We start from the raw sequence: 17,745 nt of genomic DNA on the forward strand, positions 1-17,745 counted from the left end.
GCGCAACCCGATCGAGAAGCCGGATTACCGCATCACACCTTCTGCTGCACCCACGCCGTCACACCAGCCAGCGCCTGCGGCAGCTTGTCGGGCTCGGTGCCGCCGGCCTGGGCCATGTCGGGACGGCCGCCGCCCTTGCCGCCGACCTGCTGGGCGACGAAGTTGACCAGTTCACCCGCCTTGATCCTGGCGGTGGCGTCCGCCGTCACGCCGGCGATCAGCGCGACCTTGCCGTCGCTCACGCTGCCCAGCACGATGGCGGCGGTCTTGAGCTTGTCCTTGAGCTTGTCCATGGTCTCGCGCAGCGTCTTGGCGTCGGCGCCGTCGAGCTTGGCGGCCAGCACCTTGATGCCGGCCACGTCCACGGCCTGGCTGACCAGTTCATCGCCCTGGCTCGCGGCCAGCTTCGACTTCAGGCGCTCCAGCTCCTTCTCCAGCGACTTGACCTGGTCCTGCACCTGGACGATGCGCTGCGTCAGTTCCGACGGCTGCGCGCGCAGGGCGGCAGCCGCTTCGCCGATGCGGGTGTCGAGCGTCTGCAGGTAGTGCAGCACGTTGTCGCCGGTGATGGCCTCCACGCGGCGGATGCCGGCGGCCACGCCGGACTCGCCGACGATCTTGAACAGGCCGATGTCACCGGTGCGCGCCACGTGGGTGCCGCCGCACAGTTCCTTGGACGAGCCGATCGTCAGCACGCGCACCTCGTCGCCGTACTTCTCGCCGAACAGCGCCATGGCGCCGCTCTTGACCGCATCATCGAAGCCCATCATCTGCGCGTTGGTGGACGCGTTGGCGAGGATCTCGGCGTTGACGCGCGCTTCCACCTCGCGGATCTGCAGCGGCGTCATCGGCGTGTTGTGCGAGAAATCGAAGCGGGTCTTGTCAGCGTCGACCAGCGAGCCCTTCTGCTGCACGTGGGCGCCCAGCACTTCGCGCAGCGCCTTGTGCATCAGGTGGGTGGCCGAGTGGTTGCGCATGGTGCGCGCGCGGCGCACGGCATCGACCTCGGCGCCCACCGCATCGCCGACCTTCAGCACGCCGGTGCGCAGCGTGCCCTGGTGGCCGAACACCTCCGGCAGCACCTTCTGCGTATCGGCCACGTCAAACCAGACCGTGGCGGCCTTGAGCGTGCCCTGGTCGCCGACCTGGCCGCCCGATTCGGCGTAGAACGGCGTGTGGTCCAGCACCACCACGCCGGTCTGGCCCGGGCGCATCTCCGGCACCGAAGCCCCATCGACGAACAGCGCCGTCACGCGCGAGGTCTCGGACAGCAGTTGGTCGTAGCCGTGGAAGGTGGTCTTGTCGCCGGTGTAGTCGAGCGTGCCGGCGGCCATCTTGAACTTGCCGGCGGCGCGCGCCTGCTCGCGCTGGCGGTTCATGGCGGCGTCGAAGGCGGCCTCGTCGACGATGACGTCGTTCTCGCGGCACACGTCCTGCGTGAGGTCGAGCGGGAAGCCGTAGGTATCGTGCAGCTTGAAGGCGAGTTCGCCGTCGAGCATCCGCTGTTTCTCATCCTTGCCGGCGGCCTTGAGCTCGCCCAGCGCGCCGTCGAGGATCGACATGCCGTGCTCGATGGTCTCGAAGAAGCGGGCCTCTTCGGTGCGCAGCACATCGACCACGCGGTCGCGCGCTTCGCGCAGTTCGGGGTAGGCCTCGCCCATTTCCTTGACGAGATCGTCCACCAGCTTGTGGAAGAACGCGGCGCGGCAGCCCAGCTTGTAGCCGTGGCGGATGGCGCGGCGGATGATCCGGCGCAGCACGTAGCCGCGGCCTTCGTTGCCCGGGATCACGCCGTCGACGATCAGGAACGCGCAGGCGCGGATGTGGTCGGCGATCACGCGCAGCGAGTTGTTGGCCAGGTCCTTCGTGTTGGTCTCGCGCGCGGCGGCACTCACGAGCGCCTGGAACAGGTCGATCTCGTAGTTGCTGTGCACGTGCTGCAGGATCGCGGCCAGGCGCTCCATGCCCATGCCGGTGTCCACGCACGGGGCAGGCAGCGGGGTCAGCGTGTACTCGCCGGTCTGCGGATCGAGCTGGCGGTCGAACTGCATGAACACGTTGTTCCAGATCTCGATGTAGCGGTCGCCGTCGGCTTCCGGCGAGCCCGGGGGGCCGCCCCAGATCTCGGGGCCGTGGTCGTAGAAGATTTCCGAGCACGGGCCGCACGGACCGGTTTCGGCCATCTGCCAGAAGTTGTCGGAGGCGTACGGCGCGCCCTTGTTGTCGCCGATGCGCACCACGCGCTCGGGCGGCAGGCCGATGACCTTGGTCCAGATGTCGTAGGCCTCGTCATCGGTCTGATAGACGGTGGCCCACAGCTTGTCGGCCGGCAGCTTGTATTCCTGGGTCAGCAGCTCCCACGCCCACACCAGCGCGTCGCGCTTGAAGTAGTCGCCGAACGACCAGTTGCCCAGCATCTCGAAGAAGGTGTGGTGGCGCGCGGTGTAGCCGACGTTCTCGAGGTCGTTGTGCTTGCCGCCGGCGCGCAGGCAGCGCTGCACGGAGGCCGCGCGCACGTAGGGGCGCTTGTCGGTGCCGAGGAAGACGTCCTTGAACTGCACCATGCCGGAGTTGGTGAACAGCAGCGTCGGATCGTTGCCCGGCACCAGCGGCGAGGAGCGCACCACGGTGTGGCCCTTCGTCTCGAAGAACGTCAGGAATTTTTGGCGGATATCGGAGGCTTTCATGTCGCGGGGTGCCGGTGTCAGCATCGCGCCCGGGAGCAACCCGCTCCCGCGCGTCTTGGATTAGTGCAAACCGTTGATTATACGGGGTTCGCACCGCGTTCGCGCCCATTCGTCGCAGGGGGCTGGGGTGACGCGGAAGGCTGGTGTACAGTGCACGCGTCCCAACCATGCCGAAACGCTTGCCCATGGGCGCCCTGAGCCATCTCCGAGTCCTCGACTTGACCCGCGTGCTTGCCGGCCCGTGGTGCGCGCAGAACCTCGCCGACTTCGGCGCCGATGTCATCAAGGTGGAACGCCCCGGCGCGGGCGACGACACCCGCGCGTGGGGGCCGCCCTGGCTCAGGGACGCGGCCGGCAGCGACACCGCCGAGGCCGCCTACTACCTGGCCGCCAACCGCAACAAGCGCTCCATCACGGTCGACATCAGCACGCCCGAGGGCCAGGAGATCGTGCGCCGGCTCGCCGCCCACAGCGACGTGGTGCTCGAGAACTACAAGGTCGGCCAGTTGAAGAAATACGGCCTGGACTACGACGCGCTCAAGGCCGTCAGGCCGGACCTGGTCTACTGCTCGATCACCGGCTTCGGCCAGACCGGCCCCTACGCCGCGCGCGCCGGCTACGACTTCATCGTGCAGGGCATGGGCGGCTTCATGAGCCTGACCGGCGAGCGCGACGACCTGCCCGGCGGCGGCCCGCAGAAGGCCGGCGTGGCCATCTCGGACCTGATGACGGGCATGTACGCCACCGTCGCCGTGCTGGCCGCGCTGGCGCACCGCGACCGCACCGGCGAGGGCCAGTACATCGACATGGCGCTGCTCGACGTGCAGGTCGCCATGCTGGCCAACATGAACACCAACTACCTGGCCAGCGGCCAGGCCCCCAGGCGCTGGGGCAACGCGCACCCGAACATCGTGCCGTACCAGACCTTCCAGACCGCGGACGGCTGGATCATCGTGGCGGTCGGCAACGACGGGCAGTTCCGCCGCTTTGTCGTGGCCGGCGCCAACCCCGAACTGGCCGACGACCCGCGCTTTGCCACCAACCCGCAGCGCGTGGCCAACCGCGACGTGCTGGTGCCGATCCTGGCCGACATGGTCCGGCGCCTCGGCAAGGCCGAGTGGATCCGCCGGCTCGAAGCCGCCGGCGTGCCCTGCGGCCCGATCAACTCGCTCGACGAGGTGTTCGACAACGAGCAGGTCAAGGCGCGCGGCCTGCGCGTCGACCTGCCCCACCCGAGCGCGGGCACCGTGCCGCTGGTCGGCAGCCCGGTCAGGATGAGCGCGACACCGCCGCAGGCCGTCGCCCATCCGCCGCTGCTGGGCGAGCACACCGAGGCCGTGCTGCGCGACGTGCTGGACCTGCCGCAGGCGCAGATCGCGGCGCTGCGCGCGCAGGGCGTCATCTAGCCTTCCGATTCCCCACCGAGACGAGGTCACCATGTGGTCCGATGCGTTGCTGGCTTACCTGCATTACCTGTCGATCTTCACGCTGATCGTCTTCGTCACCGCCGAGGCCGTGGTGCTGCGCCCGGACATGACGCCGGCGATCCGCAAGCGCCTGGCGATCTACGACGCGGTCTACGGCGCCTCGGCGGGTGCCGTGCTGATCAGCGGCCTGCTGCGCCTGTTCTACGGCGCCAAGGGCGTGGCGTTCTACGTGCACAACCCGGTCTTCCATATCAAGATGGGGCTGTTCGTCCTGGTGGCGCTGATGTCGATCCCGCCCACCCTCGCCATCCTGCGCTGGAAGCGGCAGGGCAAGACGCTGCCCGACTTCGTGCCGACGCCCGCCGAGATCGCCAAGGTGCGCCGCTGGGTCATGCTCGAAGCGCACCTGATCATCTTCATCCCGCTGGCGGCGGTGCTGATGGCACGCGGCATCGGCATGTGATGCGGCGTGCGCGCTCGCCGCGCCAAGCGCGCCTGCGGCACGGCTCGGGACCAACCCTGAACCCCTTTACCGACACGCCCGCCGGGGCATCCCGGCGGCCCGCCACCCCTCTGCAAGGTGCTTGAAAGTCGGCCGGCTTCGCGTGCACACTTGGGCGCCCATCAGGCCCCGGTCCGCCGGCGGCCTACCGCGCCCGCACGAGGAGACCCGCTTTGCCCACCGATCCGCTGCGTCCTCCGGTGATCCGCAGTCACCAGGATTTCGCCTCCGGCATCCTGTTCATCATCGCAGGCGCAGCCTTCGCCATCCTGGCGCGCAGTTACCGCATGGGAACCGCCAGCAACATGGGCCCGGGCTATTTCCCGTTCTGGCTCGGCGTGGTGCTGGCGCTGCTGGGCGCGGTGGTGATGGCGCGGTCACTGTCGCGCAAGGGCGTGGCCGACCGCATCCCGCGCTGGGACGTCAAGACGCTGCTGTGGATCCTCGGCTCGGTCGTGCTGTTCGGGCTGCTGCTGCAGCCGCTGGGGCTGGTGCTGTCGCTGGTGGTGCTCGTGCTGGTCTCCAGCATGGCGAGCCATGAATTCACCTGGAAGGGCGCGGCCGGCACGGCCGTCGTGATGGTGCTGATGAGCCTGGCGGCCTTCGTCTACGGGCTCAAGCTGCAGTTCCCGGTGTGGCCGGCCTTCATCGGCGGCTGAGCGCGCGACATGGACCTCCTTGCCAATCTCGCGCTGGGCTTTTCCACCGCGCTGTCGCTCCAGAACCTGGTCTACGCCTTCATCGGCTGCGTGCTCGGCACGCTGATCGGCGTGCTGCCGGGGCTCGGCCCCATCGCCACCATCGCCATGCTGCTGCCGGTCACCTATACGCTGCCGCCCGCGGCCGCGCTGATCATGCTGGCGGGCATCTACTACGGCGCGCAGTACGGCGGCTCCACCACGGCCATCCTGGTCAACCTGCCGGGCGAATCGTCCTCGGTGGTGACCACCATCGACGGCTACCAGATGGCGCGGCGCGGACGCGCGGGCGTGGCGCTGGCCACCGCCGGGCTGGGCTCGTTCTTCGCGGGCTGCGTCGCCACCCTGGTGCTGGCCGCGTTCGCCACGCCGCTGTCGGAATTCGCGTTCCGGTTCGGGCCGGCGGAATACTTCTCGCTGATGGTGCTGGGGCTGATCGGCGCGGTGGTGCTGGCCTCGGGGTCGCTGCTCAAGGCCATCGCCATGATCGTGTTCGGGCTGCTGCTGGGGCTGGTGGGCACCGATGTCAATTCGGGCGCCGCGCGCTATGCGTTCGACGTGCCGGAGCTGGCCGACGGCCTGAACTTCGTGTCGGTGGCGATGGGCGTGTTCGGCTTTGCGGAAATCATCATCAACCTCGAGCAGAAGGAACACCGCGAAACCTTCGTCGACCACGTGCGCAACCTGTGGCCCAGCCGCGAAGACTTCCGGCGCATGGTCCCCTCCGTGCTGCGCGGCACCGCGCTGGGCTCGCTGCTGGGCATCCTGCCGGGCGGCGGCGCGACGCTGGCCTCGTTCGCGTCGTATTCGCTGGAGAAGAAGGCGTCCAGGTATGCGCATGAATTCGGCAAGGGCGCCATCGAGGGCGTGGCCGGGCCGGAATCGGCCAACAACGCGGCGGCGCAGACCTCGTTCATTCCGCTGCTCACGCTGGGCATTCCGTCCAACGCGGTGATGGCGCTGATGGTCAGCGCCATGACCATGCACGACATCCAGCCCGGCCCGCAGGTGGTGACCAGCAACCCGGCGCTGTTCTGGGGCCTGATCGCCTCGATGTGGATCGGCAACCTGATGCTGATCGTGCTGAACCTGCCGATGATCGGCCTGTGGGTGCGCCTGCTCAAGGTGCCCTACCGCTTCCTGTATCCGGCCATCCTGGTGTTCTGCTGCATCGGCGTGTATTCGGTGTCGAACACCACGTTCGACGTGTTCCAGACGGCGGTCTTCGGGCTGCTCGGCTACCTGTTCGTCAAGCTGCGCTGCGAGCCGGCGCCCATGCTGCTCGGCTTTGTGCTCGGGCCGCTCATGGAAGAGAACTTCCGCCGCGCCATGCAGTTCTCGCGCGGCGATTTCTCGATCTTCGTCACGCGGCCGCTGTCGCTGGGGCTGCTGATCGGGGCGGCGGCGCTGGTGCTGCTGGTGGCGATGCCGGCCATCGGCCGCAAGCGCGAGCAGGCGTTCCAGGAGGAATAGCGGCGCGCGCCTCGCTGCAACGCACACCACGCAACCGGAGGCGCGCCCTCCGGTTTTCGCTGGTGCGCGCCGCGAAGATCACCGCCATCGACGCCGGCGCTCCCGCGCGGCTGCCCACCGATCTGGCGCAGTGGCACGCGCAAGGGCCGTCGGAAGCGCGGATCCGCCGGCAACTGGCCACCGAAGACGTCGATGCCGCCGTCGCCGATCGGCTGGTCCGCGCCGACCAGGCCGGGGCCGACCGGCACGCCCGCTACGCCGCCTACGCCCGCGAGCGCGACCGCCTCACTGCCGTCCCCGGCCTGTCGGCGGCCGACCGCGCCGCGCGGGTCGCGCAGCTGCGCCGGCAAACGTTCCATGCATCGAATGAGGCGTTGCGCGCACAGGCACTGAACGGCAGCCCGCGGCACGAATGAAACACGGCAACGCAGCACGAAGCGCCCGTCACTGTAAAATCGCAGGATTGCCGAATTTCGCCTGCCCATGAGCCAAGACAACGCCACCGGCGCCGCTGCCGCCTCCACGTCCAACTTCCTGCGCCAGATCATCGATACCGACCTGGAGCAGGGCACCTACGCCGGGCGCCAGGACACCGCCGGCCACGCCCTGCCGCCCATCATCACGCGCTTCCCGCCGGAGCCCAACGGCTACCTGCACATCGGCCACGCCAAGAGCATCTGGGTGAACTTCGGCCTGGCCAAGGAATACGGCGGCCGCTGCCACCTGCGCTTCGACGACACCAACCCGGTCAAGGAAGACACCGAGTACGTCGACTCCATCATCGACGCCGTGCACTGGCTCGGCTACTCGTGGCAGAACGGCACCGGCGAGCACCTCTACTACGCCAGCGACTACTTCGAGCAGCTCTACGGCTTTGCCGAGGTGCTGATCCAGCGCGGCGCCGCCTATATCGACAGCCAGAGCGCCGAGCAGATCGCCGCCAACCGTGGCGACTTCACCAGGCCGGGCACGCCGTCGCCGTTCCGCGACCGTTCGGTGGAAGAGAACCTCGCGCTGTTCCGCGACATGCGAGCCGGCAAGTACCAGGACGGCCAGCACGTGCTGCGCGCCCGGATCGACATGGCCGCGCCCAACATCGTGATGCGCGATCCGGTGCTGTACCGCATCCGCCACGCACACCACCACCGCACCGGCGACGCATGGTGCATCTACCCGATGTACGACTTCACGCATTGCATCTCCGATGCGCTGGAGAACATCACGCATTCGCTGTGCACGCTGGAGTTCGAGAACAACCGCCCGCTGTACGACTGGGTGCTCGATCACCTGCGCGACGCCGGCGCGCTGCCCGCGCCGCTGCCGCACCAGTACGAATTCGCGCGCCTGCACCTCACGTACGCCATCACCAGCAAGCGCAAGCTGCTGCAGCTGGTGAACGAAAAGCGCGTGGACGGCTGGGACGACCCGCGCATGCCCACCCTGGTGGGCATGCGCCGCCGCGGCTACACGCCAGAATCGATCCAGCTGTTCTGCGAGCGCGTGGGCGTCTCGAAGGCCGACAGCTGGATCGACATGAGCATCCTGGAGGCCGCCGTGCGCGACGACCTCGATGCGCGCGCGCCGCGCTCGGTGGCGGTGCTGGACCCGGTCAAGCTCATCCTCGACAACGTGCCGGCGGACTTCAACGAGCCGTGCTCGGCCCCCGTGCACCCGAAGCAGCCCGAGCTGGGCCGCCGCGAGTTCCCGCTCACGCGCGAGTTGTGGATCGAGCGCGAGGACTTCACCGAGACGCCGCCCAAGGGCTACTTCCGCCTGTTCCCGGGCAACAAGGTGCGCCTGCGCTACGGCTACGTGATCGAATGCACGGGCTGCGACAAGGATGCCGACGGCAACATCACCGCCGTGCACGCCAACATCATCCCGGACACCAAGAGCGGCACGCCGGGTGCGGACAGCGTCAAGGTCAAGGGCAACATCCACTGGGTCAGCGCCGCGCATGCGCTCGAGGCCGAGGTGCGCCTGTACGATCGCCTGTTCACCGACCCGCAGCCGGACTCGGGCGACAAGAACTTCCTGGACGCGCTCAACCCCGACGCCAAGCGGGTCGTCACGGCCTACCTGGAACCGACGCTGGCAACCGCCAAGCCGGAAGACCGCTTCCAGTTCGAGCGCCACGGCTACTTCGTGGCCGACCGCATCGACTCGCAGCCGGGCAAGCCCGTGTTCAACCGCGTGGTCGGCCTGAAGGACAGCTGGGGCAAGTAAGCACGGGCCCATGCTCGCCGTGGGCCCCTGACCAAGGAGGCATCATGCGTGCATGGATCTGGATGCTGGCGGGGGGGCTGAGCACCTCCGCCCTTGCCGCGCCGTTCACGCCGGACCTGGCGCACACGGCGGTCTATTTCGGCGCATCGCATTTCGACCGCACCACCCTGCGCGGCCGTTTCGACAAGATCGACGGCGCCATCGACTTCAACGAAGCGGACAACCAGGGCGGCTTCGATTTCACGATCGATGCCGCCTCGATCAACACCCGTCTGTCGGAACTGGACGGCGTGCTGAAATCCGAGCAGTTCCTGGACGCCGCGCAGTTCCCGATCATCCGCCTGCGCAGCGACCGCTTCGTCGTGGAAGGCGGCAAGCTGGTCGCCGTGGAGGCCAGGCTGACGCTGCATGGCGTGACACAGCCGGTGCGCTTGGACGTGCGCCGCTTCAATTGCGGCGATATCAAACTGATTGCCGCCACGCTGCACGTCTGCGGCGGCGATTTCCACCTCGCCATCCGGCGCAGCGCGTTCGGCATGACGCGCTTCCTGCCGGAAGTCGGCGACCGCGTCGATCTGGAGATCAGCGTGGAAGCCTCGCCCAAACAACCTTGACCCTCACATGGCCAACATCGACTTCCAACTGACCACCGACTACATCGAACTGCACAAGCTGCTCAAGCTGACCGGCGTGGTCGACAGCGGCGGCGCCGGCAAGGCGGTGGTCGCCGATGGCGGCGTCACCGTCGACGGCCAGCCCGAGACCCGCAAGACCGCCAAGATCCGCGCCGGCCAGGTAGTGATGCTGGGCGACGTGCGCATCGCCGTGCACGGCGCCGAGTAGCGCCCGGCCACACCACCCGCCCCCGCCGCCGAGGAAGACCGACCATGCCGATCGCCCTGTGGTGCGTCCTGATCGCCGCCCTGCTGCCGTATGTCTGCATCCAGATCGCCCGGTTCACGGGACCGAGGCGCGACAACCGCCAGCCGCGCCAATGGGCCGCCGGCCTGACCGGCGTGGCGCAGCGCGCCAACGGTGCCCAGCAGAACCACTTCGAGGTGTTCCCGTTCTTCGCGGTGGCGGTGCTGGTGGCGATCCTGGGCGGCAGTCCGGTGGATCGCGTCAACGGGCTGGCGGTGGCGTTCATCGCCGTGCGGGTGCTCTACACAGCCTGCTACCTGGCGAACTGGGCGACGGCGCGCTCGCTGGTGTGGACGGTGGGCTTCGTCCTCACCATCGCGCTGTTCGTGCAGCCGGCCTTCGTGCACTGACGCAACCCGTGCCCGGAACGAAAACGGCGCCGTGACGAGCGCCGTTTCCATTGCGGGCTAGTGCGGCGTGTCGGCCGGGGTGCCCGATACGCGGAACAGCCGCCAGGCCATGCCGCCCAGCACGGCCACCGCGGCCACCAACGCGCCCCACAGGATCCACCGGCGCGTCGCACCGCCCGGCGGCTCGCGCCGCAGCGCCTCCGGCGGCGAGGCCGTCATCGTCCCCGATTGCGCCGGCACGATCGCAGGCGATGCGCCCGCCAGCAGTTCCGTGCGGGCGACCGGGCTGCCGTCGGCGACCTCCCCCACCGCCAGCACGAACGGCACGTTGCCGCGCGCCGCGTAGGTGACGGTGGCCGGCCGCCAGCCGATCGACAACGCCGGCGCCCCCGCGCCCAGGCCGCCGCTGCGGGTATCGACCTGCAGGCGCCAATAGCGCTCGCCCGTGGCCGGCACGACCATCGGCGGGCTTTCCTGCTCGCCCCGGCCGCCCGCGCCGGCCAGCCGGAACAGCCGCGCCGACGTCACCGGCCGCCACGGCGCCCGGGCATTCGCGCGCGCGGACAGCGTCGCCTGCACCACCGTATTGGTCTGCGGCAGGCGAACCTTCACGCGCTCCACCGGAAACGCGCCGCCCGTATCGAACAGGTAGTCGCCGGTGGCGGGCACCTGCACCGGCGCCAGGCCGGTGCGCCACTGGATGTCGCTGTCGGCCGGCGCGGCCGGCATGCCGCTGGCCAGTTCCACGCGCACGGCATCGGGCACCGGTGGCTTGCCCTGCCATGTCAGCCGCAGGTATTTGGCATGCACGCCGGCCAGTTCGATGCGGTCCTGCACCAGCGTGCTGCCCTGGTTGGCCAGGTGGAACAGCGTGGCGCGGGTGACCGGGCGCCAGTGCTGCAGGTCGTCGCTGGCCTGCACCGACACCTCGCCCTGGAATTCGGCGGCGGGCAGGCCGACCACCACGGCCGTCACCGTGTCGCGCAGCGGACTCAGGTCGAGCAGCCAGGCGCGCGCCGACGCCTGTGCCGGCAGCGGCCCCGTCGCGCGCAGCACGCCGTCGGTGCCGAGCACGACGCCGGCTGTGCCGGGCTTGCCGTCTTCTTCGGCCGGCGCGGCGAACCAGCGCACCGTTTGCAGCGTGCGGGCCTGCGGCGCCGCATCGCGCGGCCTGTCGATGGAGAACGGCACCGGCTCGCCGTCGCCGTTGAGGATGCGCAGATCGGCCAGGCCGGCATCGCGGCTATGGGCATAGACCTCCGCGCCGAGCGTGACGGCGTAATACGGCGCGCCGGGCGCGCCGGTCAGCTCGAAGCGCTCGGCCCCGGCCGGCGCGGACCAGCACAGCGCGGCGGCAGCCGCCCATACGATCGATTTCATACGGCCTCCCGCGATCCGTTGATGGCTCATGCCGGCGTCTCCTCCGCCCTGGCCTTCGGCGGCAACGGCGACAGATAGCCGATCAGCAGCAGCAGCACGCCAATGCCGATGAACGAAACGATGCGCTCGACCCCCGTCACGCGCGACAGGTCGAACAGGAACAGCTTGACCACGGTCACCCCCAGCAGCACCGCGCCGGTGAACCACAGCGCGCGGCTGGCCCGCCGCGTGGCGGCCACCATCACCGCCAGCGCCAGCACGGTCCAGAACATCGACAGCGAAGCCTGCACCAGCATCGAGTTGCCCAGGCCGTCCGCGGTGTACGGCACGTGCGCCCAATGGTGCAGCGTGCGCAGCAGCACCGCGTTGGCCCAGATGAACAGGGTCGCGCCGACCGCGTAGCCGATCACCGCGGGCTGCGGCACCAGGTGCTGCAGCGCGGTGCGGCGCATCCACAGCGCGATCGCCAGGAACACCAGCAGCTGTGCCACGTCCAGCGGGTTGAGGATCGGCAGGTAGAACAGCGGCGCGGCGTTGCCGTCGCTGGCGGCGCCCGCCAGGCTCCACAGCCACAGCAGCGCGGCCAGCGGCGCGGCGCCCCACAGCAGATAGGCGCGCTCGAAGCGGGCGATCGGCCAGCGGATGCGCCAGCCCGCGCCGGCCAGCAGCGCCAGCAACGTGCCATAGGCGTACGCCCAGGCCGCGAAGCTCCAGGTGCCTTCCGGCACGTAGGCGTTCAGGCGCCAGTAGCCTTCGGTGGCCAGCACGCCGCAGATCAGCCAGAACAGCACGGTGTGCAGCGGCGCCAGGATGGCATCGCCCACGTCGCGCTCCTGGCGGCGCAGCAGCGCGAAGGCCAGCGCCACCGAGGCGATCCACGCCAGCCCGCCCCAGCCCGCCAGCGGCGACGGCACCCAGTGCCCGCACGCCGCGATCGCCACCAGCCCGAGCGCGGGAGCCAACGCCAATGCCGGCCACTCGGCGAGCGCCCAGTCGAGCCGGCGGCGCAGCCCGTGCGCCAGCCACGCGGTCAGCACGGCAAAGGCGGCGTAGAGCGGAATGTCCGGCCGGTCGACGAGCGCGCTGCGCAGGCGCCATGCCCAGCGGTCGATTTCTCCGCTGCCGCTGCCCAGCCACCACAGCAGCCCCCACACCGACGCGGCGATGCCCAGCCCCGGCGCGGCCTTCAGCCAGTCGCGCGCCTCGGTCTTGCCCTGCAGGCGCCAGCCGCTGAACACGCCGGCCGCCGCGATCAGCAGCCCGCCGATGCAACGGCTGTTGAGCACCGGCCAGCCCGCCGACGCCGACCACTCGAAGCGTTGCCCGATCCCGAAGGCCACGCCCGCCGCCAACTGCAGCAGCAAGCCGGCCGCCAGCGCCAGCCGGCGCTGCTGGCGCACGCCCGCCCACACCACGGCGGCGCCTTCCAGCGCCCACACGGCGCTGGTGGTGCGCCCGTCGAACGCCAGCGGAATCGCCAGCGTGATGAAGATCACGCCCAGCGCGAGCATCGCCTCGAACAGCAGGCCCAGCTGCGAGCGCCGGGGCGCCAACCAGGCCGCCACGGCCAGGTAGAACGCCGCCAGCGCCGTCGCGCTCCACGCCATCGCAAACGGGATGTGCTGCACCAGCGCGGCCTGCAGGCCCATCGCCACCAGCGGCGTGCCGAATACCAGGGTGCCGTCCACGTAGTGCCTGAGGCTGACCTGGCGGCGCAGCGCATACAGCAGCGCAATGCCCGCGTACATCAGGAAAAACAGGATGAGGAAGGGCTCGGTACTCGCCAGCAGCGCGGGCTCATAGCGCAGCACGCCCCACGCCGTGGCGATGCCGAAGGTGAACACGAAGCCCAGCAGATTCAGCATTCGCCACGCGCGGAACCACGCAATGGCAAAGATGCCCGCGTTGAGCAGCGCGTAGTAGCCGAACAGCGCGACATGGCTGCCGGCGCCGGTCGAGATCAGGATCGGCGCCAGGAACCCGCCCGCACTGCCGGTGAAGGCCAGCGCCGGCGCGTTCTGCCGGACCGCCAGCCCGGCCGCCAGCGCGCAGATCAGCACCAGCAGCGCAAACGCCGCGCCCGGCGGGAGCAGCGGCACCATGCGTGTCGCCGCGAAGACCGTCAGGTAGAGCACGCCGACCCCGCCCCCCTGCAGCACCAGTGCATAGCCGGGGCGCTTGTCGCGCAGGCGCCAGCCGACGGCGAGCAGCACGATCGATGCCAGCGCCACGCCGGCCAGGCGGAACTCGATCGGCAGCAGGCGGTTGTCCGCCGCGTACTTGAGCAGGAAGGCCACGCCGAAGAACAGGATCAGGATGCCGACCCGCACCACGCTGTTGCCGCCCAGCAGCCAGTCGCGCGCGGCGGACACGGCCCGGTCGGCCCATGTCGGCTCCAGCGGCGCCGGCTCCGCGGCGGGGGCGGACACGGCCGCCGGCTGCGGCGCGATGGTCGGCGCGGGCGAGATGACGGGCGGCGGCACCTCGGTCGTTGCCGAAGCAAGATCGGGCAACGGTGCGGCCGCAGCCTGCTCCGGCGCCTCCGGCACCGACGGCGCGGTCGCGAACGACTGCCCTTTCAGCTCCGCGATCTGCCGCCGCAGCAGCGCCACCTCGTGCTCGAGCCGCGCCACGCGCTCGGTGACCGGCAGCACGCCGGGCTGGGTGCCCGCATCAGGCGGCGCGTCGGCGTCCGGGTGCGTCCACCGCGAACTGGCGCGCTGGTCCAGGTGCAGAATGACCGCCGCCAGGCCGACGCCGATCAGCGCCCCCAGGAAGGCGCCCATGACACCGCCCACCGCGGCGCCCACGATCAAGCCGATGATTCCGAATATCCAACGCATCGTTCTGGTTGTCCTGTTGGTTGGGCAAGTGGCGTGCCTGCCCCTGCACCCGGGCTTCCCGACGCCGGCCCGAAACGCATGCACCGCTTGCATATACCGCAATCGGCGTGGAATGGGAATGCACCAAAGTACAGAAGCGTGCGATGCGTGTCACCGGCCCGTGCGACAATGCGCGCTCCGTTGAACAACCCCTGCCCCCAGACCTGTCCGCATGGCACTGAAATCCACGATCTACAAGGTCGATCTGCAGATCGCCGACATGGATCGCCACTACTACGGCAGCCACGCGCTGACCGTCGCCCGCCATCCGAGCGAGAACGACGAGCGCATGATGGTGCGCGTGCTCGCCTTCGCCCGGCACGCCAGCGAGACGCTCGCCTTCACGCGCGGCCTCTCCGAGCCCGACGAACCCGACCTGTGGCAGCGCGACCTGACCGACGCCGTGGAACTGTGGATCGACCTGGGCAATCCGGACGAGACGCGCATCCGCAAGGCATGCAACCGCTCGCAGCAAGTGGCCGTGTACACCCACAGCGGCAACGCCACGCGCGTGTGGTGGCAGCAGACCGGAACCAAGGTGGCGCGCTTCGCCAACCTGTCGGTCTATGAAGTCGCGCCCGACACCGTGGCCGCGCTCGCCGCGCTGGTGGAGCGCTCGATGCGGCTGCAGGTCACCATCCAGGACGGCGACATCTGGATCGCCGACGACGCGGACAACATCCAGGTCCGGCTCGATACGCTCAAGGCCGCCGGCGCCTGAGCCCCTCTCTCTCAACCTTTCCCACACGAGGCTCACCATGACCATCACCACCACCCAGAGCGGCCTGCAATACGAAGACGTCACCGTGGGCGACGGCGCCGAAGCCACCGCCGGCAAGTACGTCACCGTGCACTACACCGGCTGGCTGTACGAGAACGGCCAGGCCGGCCGCAAGTTCGATTCCAGCAAGGACCGCAACGATCCGTTCGCCTTCCCGCTGGGCGCCGGCCACGTCATCAAGGGCTGGGACGAAGGCGTGCAGGGCATGAAGGTCGGCGGCACGCGCAAGCTGATCATCCCGGCCGAGCTGGGCTACGGTGCGCGCGGCGCGGGTGGGGTGATTCCCCCGAACGCAACGCTGCTTTTCGAGGTCGATCTGCTGGAAGTCTGATCCTGCGCTAGAATCGCGGCCGGCCGATGCTGCATCGCACGGGCGCCGGCCGATCCCTCCCCTGGCGGGGTGGCAGAGTGGTCAATGCTGCGGCTTGCAAAGCCGTATAAGTCGGTTCGATTCCGTTCCCCCGCCTCCAGTCTCCCGAATCCGGCGAGCCGGTTCTTCCTCGCTGCTGGCTACCCTGGCTGCAGGGCAATCGCCCGGCGCGGCATCCAAGCACCTCCCCCCCGCCCCCGACCTTCGTCCCCGGCAACCCGTTGGGCAGCCTGCCGTCCGGGCCCCGGCAAATCGCCACGTCGATGCGGCATCACAGCATCACAAATGGCGGCCGCCCGATCGCCGCGATCGTGCCGGCCACGGCATTGCCCACCGCCCCGAGGATGCAGGCGGCACGCCCGACCGTTGCGGCCACGCCATAGCCAAACGCTTCCAGCAGCCCGCAACACACGTTTCCGGCACGCGCGCACGCCCCCGGCGTGACCGCCCAGAACGATTGCTCTATGCTTGCGACATGGCCGTCACCCGAGAGGACCTCGAACAGAACCGGTTGCGCGCCGCCCTGGGTGATTCACCCGTCGCGTCGACGCTGCTGACCGAGGCTGCGCTGGAAGCGTCGCTCGCATCGACGCTCGCACGGCTGTCGGCGGCGCCCTGCGAGGGGCAGGACGCCTGGGTGTTCGGCTACGGCTCCCTGATCTGGAACCCGATGATCTTCCACACCGAGGTCGCGCGCGCCACGGTGCGCGGCTATCACCGGGGCTTCTACCTGTATTCCCGCATCAACCGGGGCACCTGGGACAATCCCGGCCTGGTGCTCGGCCTCGACCGCGGCGGCAGTTGCAGCGGCGTGGCCTTCCGCGTGCCGCGCGCGCATGCCGAACGCGAATTCCGCGTGCTGTGGCGCCGCGAGATGCTGACCGGCGCCTACCTGCCGCGCTGGCTGCCGACGGAAATCCACGGCGAGCGCATCCTCGCGCTGGCCTTCGTGATGAACCGTACCCATGAAGCCTATGCCGGCCGCCTGCCCGACGAGCGCGTGGTCGGCTGCCTGCACAAGGCCGTCGGACTGTACGGCCCGGCCCGCGAATACCTGCAGCGCACGCTGATCGGCCTGGCCAGCAACGGGCTGCACGATCCGTACCTCGACCGGCTCTGGCAGCGGCTGCAGGCCATGGACATAAACGCGGCCAACGCGCCATCGCAGACCGCGGATACCGACGGCACGGGCCCGTTGCCCGATCCCTATCTCAGCGCCTGAGCCCAACCTACCATGCTCCTCGCCCCGCACCCCGCGCTCAACCAGGTCCTCGGCATCATGCTGGGCATCGCGCTGGCACTGGGCGACATGGCGAGCGCCTGGCAGGAGCGGCACCTGCCGTCGGTGCGGGCGACCACGCCGGCCAAGGTCGTCCCGGCCGGCAGCGGGCCCGACGCCCGCGCCGCCCGCCGCGCCGACTCCGCCACGCGCGACCACGACCTGATCGTCGCCGCGCAGACCGGCAACACGATGGCCATCCAGTCCCTGCTGGCCGACGGCGCCAGCCTCAGGGCGCGCGATGCCGAAGGCCGCACGGCCCTGATCGCGGCGCTCTATGCCCACATGGGCGCGGCGGCCCGCCTGCTGATCCAGGCCGGCGCCGACGTCAATCTGCAGGACAACGCCCAGAGCAGCGCCTTCCTGCTGGCGGCCACCCAGGGCGATGCGGAGACCGTGCGGCTGGCGCTGTCGCACGGCGCCAACCTGCGCGCCACCAATGCCGACGGCGACACCGCGCTGATCCCGGCCGCGCGGCGCGGCTACGTGGAAGTGGTGAACGAGCTGGTCAAGGCGGGCGTGCCGGTCAACGCCACCAACAACCTGGGCCTGACCGCGCTCATCGAAGCCGTGGCACTGGGCGACGGCAGCGACAAATACGAGAAGACCGTGCAGCTGCTGCTCGACGGCGGCGCCGATCCCAACCTGCCCGACCGCGGCGGCATCACGCCGATGCGCCATGCGCGGCAGCGCGGCTTCCACGGCATCGGCGCGCTACTGTTCAAGGCGCGCGGCCACTGAAAAAGGGGGCCGCGCCCCCTTCCTCTGC

Annotated in this window: 16 protein-coding genes and 1 tRNA gene; 14 read left to right on the forward strand and 3 right to left on the reverse strand. The window is 69.8% G+C overall.

The genetic code is table 11. The annotated features are described in order from the left end of the window. Positions 1 to 32: 32 nt before the first annotated feature. Positions 33 to 2,687 carry an alanine--tRNA ligase gene (gene alaS, locus GO999_RS12590; protein ID WP_011000751.1) on the reverse strand — a complete coding sequence of 885 codons (2,655 nt, stop codon included), beginning with the start codon at positions 2,685 to 2,687 and terminating at the stop codon, positions 33 to 35. A 185-nt stretch (positions 2,688 to 2,872) separates the two neighbouring features. On the opposite strand from alaS, the gene GO999_RS12595 reads away from it, so the two are divergent. From GO999_RS12595 to GO999_RS12635, 9 genes are all read left to right on the forward strand, one after another. Continuing rightward, positions 2,873 to 4,093 carry a CaiB/BaiF CoA transferase family protein gene (locus GO999_RS12595; protein ID WP_016723367.1) on the forward strand — a complete coding sequence of 407 codons (1,221 nt, stop codon included), beginning with the start codon at positions 2,873 to 2,875 and terminating at the stop codon, positions 4,091 to 4,093. Between the two features lie 31 nt (positions 4,094 to 4,124). Continuing rightward, positions 4,125 to 4,577, forward strand: a complete 453-nt coding sequence (locus tag GO999_RS12600) for a DUF2214 family protein (protein ID WP_016723368.1) — start codon at positions 4,125 to 4,127, stop codon at positions 4,575 to 4,577. Between the two features lie 212 nt (positions 4,578 to 4,789). Then, positions 4,790 to 5,275 (forward strand): tripartite tricarboxylate transporter TctB family protein, encoded by a 486-nt coding sequence (locus GO999_RS12605; protein ID WP_011000748.1) that lies wholly within the window; start codon positions 4,790 to 4,792, stop codon positions 5,273 to 5,275. A 9-nt stretch (positions 5,276 to 5,284) separates the two neighbouring features. Beyond that, positions 5,285 to 6,787 (forward strand): tripartite tricarboxylate transporter permease, encoded by a 1,503-nt coding sequence (locus GO999_RS12610; RefSeq protein ID WP_011000747.1) that lies wholly within the window; start codon positions 5,285 to 5,287, stop codon positions 6,785 to 6,787. Between the two features lie 62 nt (positions 6,788 to 6,849). Then, complete coding sequence (locus tag GO999_RS12615; RefSeq protein WP_211906286.1) at positions 6,850 to 7,203, forward strand: lipase secretion chaperone; 354 nt, start codon at positions 6,850 to 6,852, stop codon at positions 7,201 to 7,203. 67 nt (positions 7,204 to 7,270) lie between these two features. Next, positions 7,271 to 9,013, forward strand: coding sequence for a glutamine--tRNA ligase/YqeY domain fusion protein (locus GO999_RS12620; protein ID WP_211906287.1), 1,743 nt, complete (start codon positions 7,271 to 7,273; stop codon positions 9,011 to 9,013). A gap of 44 nt (positions 9,014 to 9,057) precedes the next feature. Next, the gene (locus GO999_RS12625; RefSeq protein WP_165591559.1) at positions 9,058 to 9,627 is read left to right on the forward strand and encodes a YceI family protein; all 570 of its coding nucleotides are present in this window, start codon (positions 9,058 to 9,060) and stop codon (positions 9,625 to 9,627) included. A gap of 7 nt (positions 9,628 to 9,634) precedes the next feature. After that, entirely contained in the window at positions 9,635 to 9,856 is a 222-nt protein-coding gene (locus tag GO999_RS12630; RefSeq protein WP_016723370.1) for an RNA-binding S4 domain-containing protein, read from the forward strand. A 44-nt stretch (positions 9,857 to 9,900) separates the two neighbouring features. Beyond that, entirely contained in the window at positions 9,901 to 10,284 is a 384-nt protein-coding gene (locus GO999_RS12635) for an MAPEG family protein (RefSeq protein WP_020831449.1), read from the forward strand. A gap of 57 nt (positions 10,285 to 10,341) precedes the next feature. On the opposite strand, the gene GO999_RS12640 is transcribed toward GO999_RS12635, so the two are convergent. Then, positions 10,342 to 11,694, reverse strand: coding sequence for a DUF3999 domain-containing protein (locus GO999_RS12640; RefSeq protein ID WP_209318826.1), 1,353 nt, complete (start codon positions 11,692 to 11,694; stop codon positions 10,342 to 10,344). Beyond that, entirely contained in the window at positions 11,691 to 14,507 is a 2,817-nt protein-coding gene (locus GO999_RS12645; protein WP_211906288.1) for a DUF2339 domain-containing protein, read from the reverse strand. The genes GO999_RS12640 and GO999_RS12645 overlap by 4 nt, the downstream gene beginning before the upstream one ends. Before the next feature lie 211 nt (positions 14,508 to 14,718). Here GO999_RS12645 and GO999_RS12650 point away from each other — a divergent pair, with 211 nt between their 5' ends. The 5 genes from GO999_RS12650 (at position 14,719) to GO999_RS12670 (ending at position 17,717) form a co-directional block, all read left to right on the forward strand. Beyond that, entirely contained in the window at positions 14,719 to 15,267 is a 549-nt protein-coding gene (locus GO999_RS12650; RefSeq protein ID WP_011000739.1) for a YaeQ family protein, read from the forward strand. Positions 15,268 to 15,304: 37 nt separating this feature from the next. Then, entirely contained in the window at positions 15,305 to 15,658 is a 354-nt protein-coding gene (locus GO999_RS12655) for an FKBP-type peptidyl-prolyl cis-trans isomerase (RefSeq protein ID WP_011000738.1), read from the forward strand. A 63-nt stretch (positions 15,659 to 15,721) separates the two neighbouring features. Then, a tRNA-Cys gene (locus GO999_RS12660) sits at positions 15,722 to 15,797 on the forward strand. Between the two features lie 375 nt (positions 15,798 to 16,172). Beyond that, the gene (locus tag GO999_RS12665) at positions 16,173 to 16,919 is read left to right on the forward strand and encodes a gamma-glutamylcyclotransferase (RefSeq protein WP_011000736.1); all 747 of its coding nucleotides are present in this window, start codon (positions 16,173 to 16,175) and stop codon (positions 16,917 to 16,919) included. A 12-nt stretch (positions 16,920 to 16,931) separates the two neighbouring features. Continuing rightward, on the forward strand, positions 16,932 to 17,717 hold the full coding sequence (locus GO999_RS12670) for an ankyrin repeat domain-containing protein (protein ID WP_011000735.1): 786 nt from the start codon (positions 16,932 to 16,934) through the stop codon (positions 17,715 to 17,717). Positions 17,718 to 17,745: the final 28 nt, after the last annotated feature.

The organism is Ralstonia nicotianae, assembly GCF_018243235.1.
Classification (GTDB): Bacteria; Pseudomonadota; Gammaproteobacteria; order Burkholderiales; family Burkholderiaceae; genus Ralstonia; species Ralstonia nicotianae.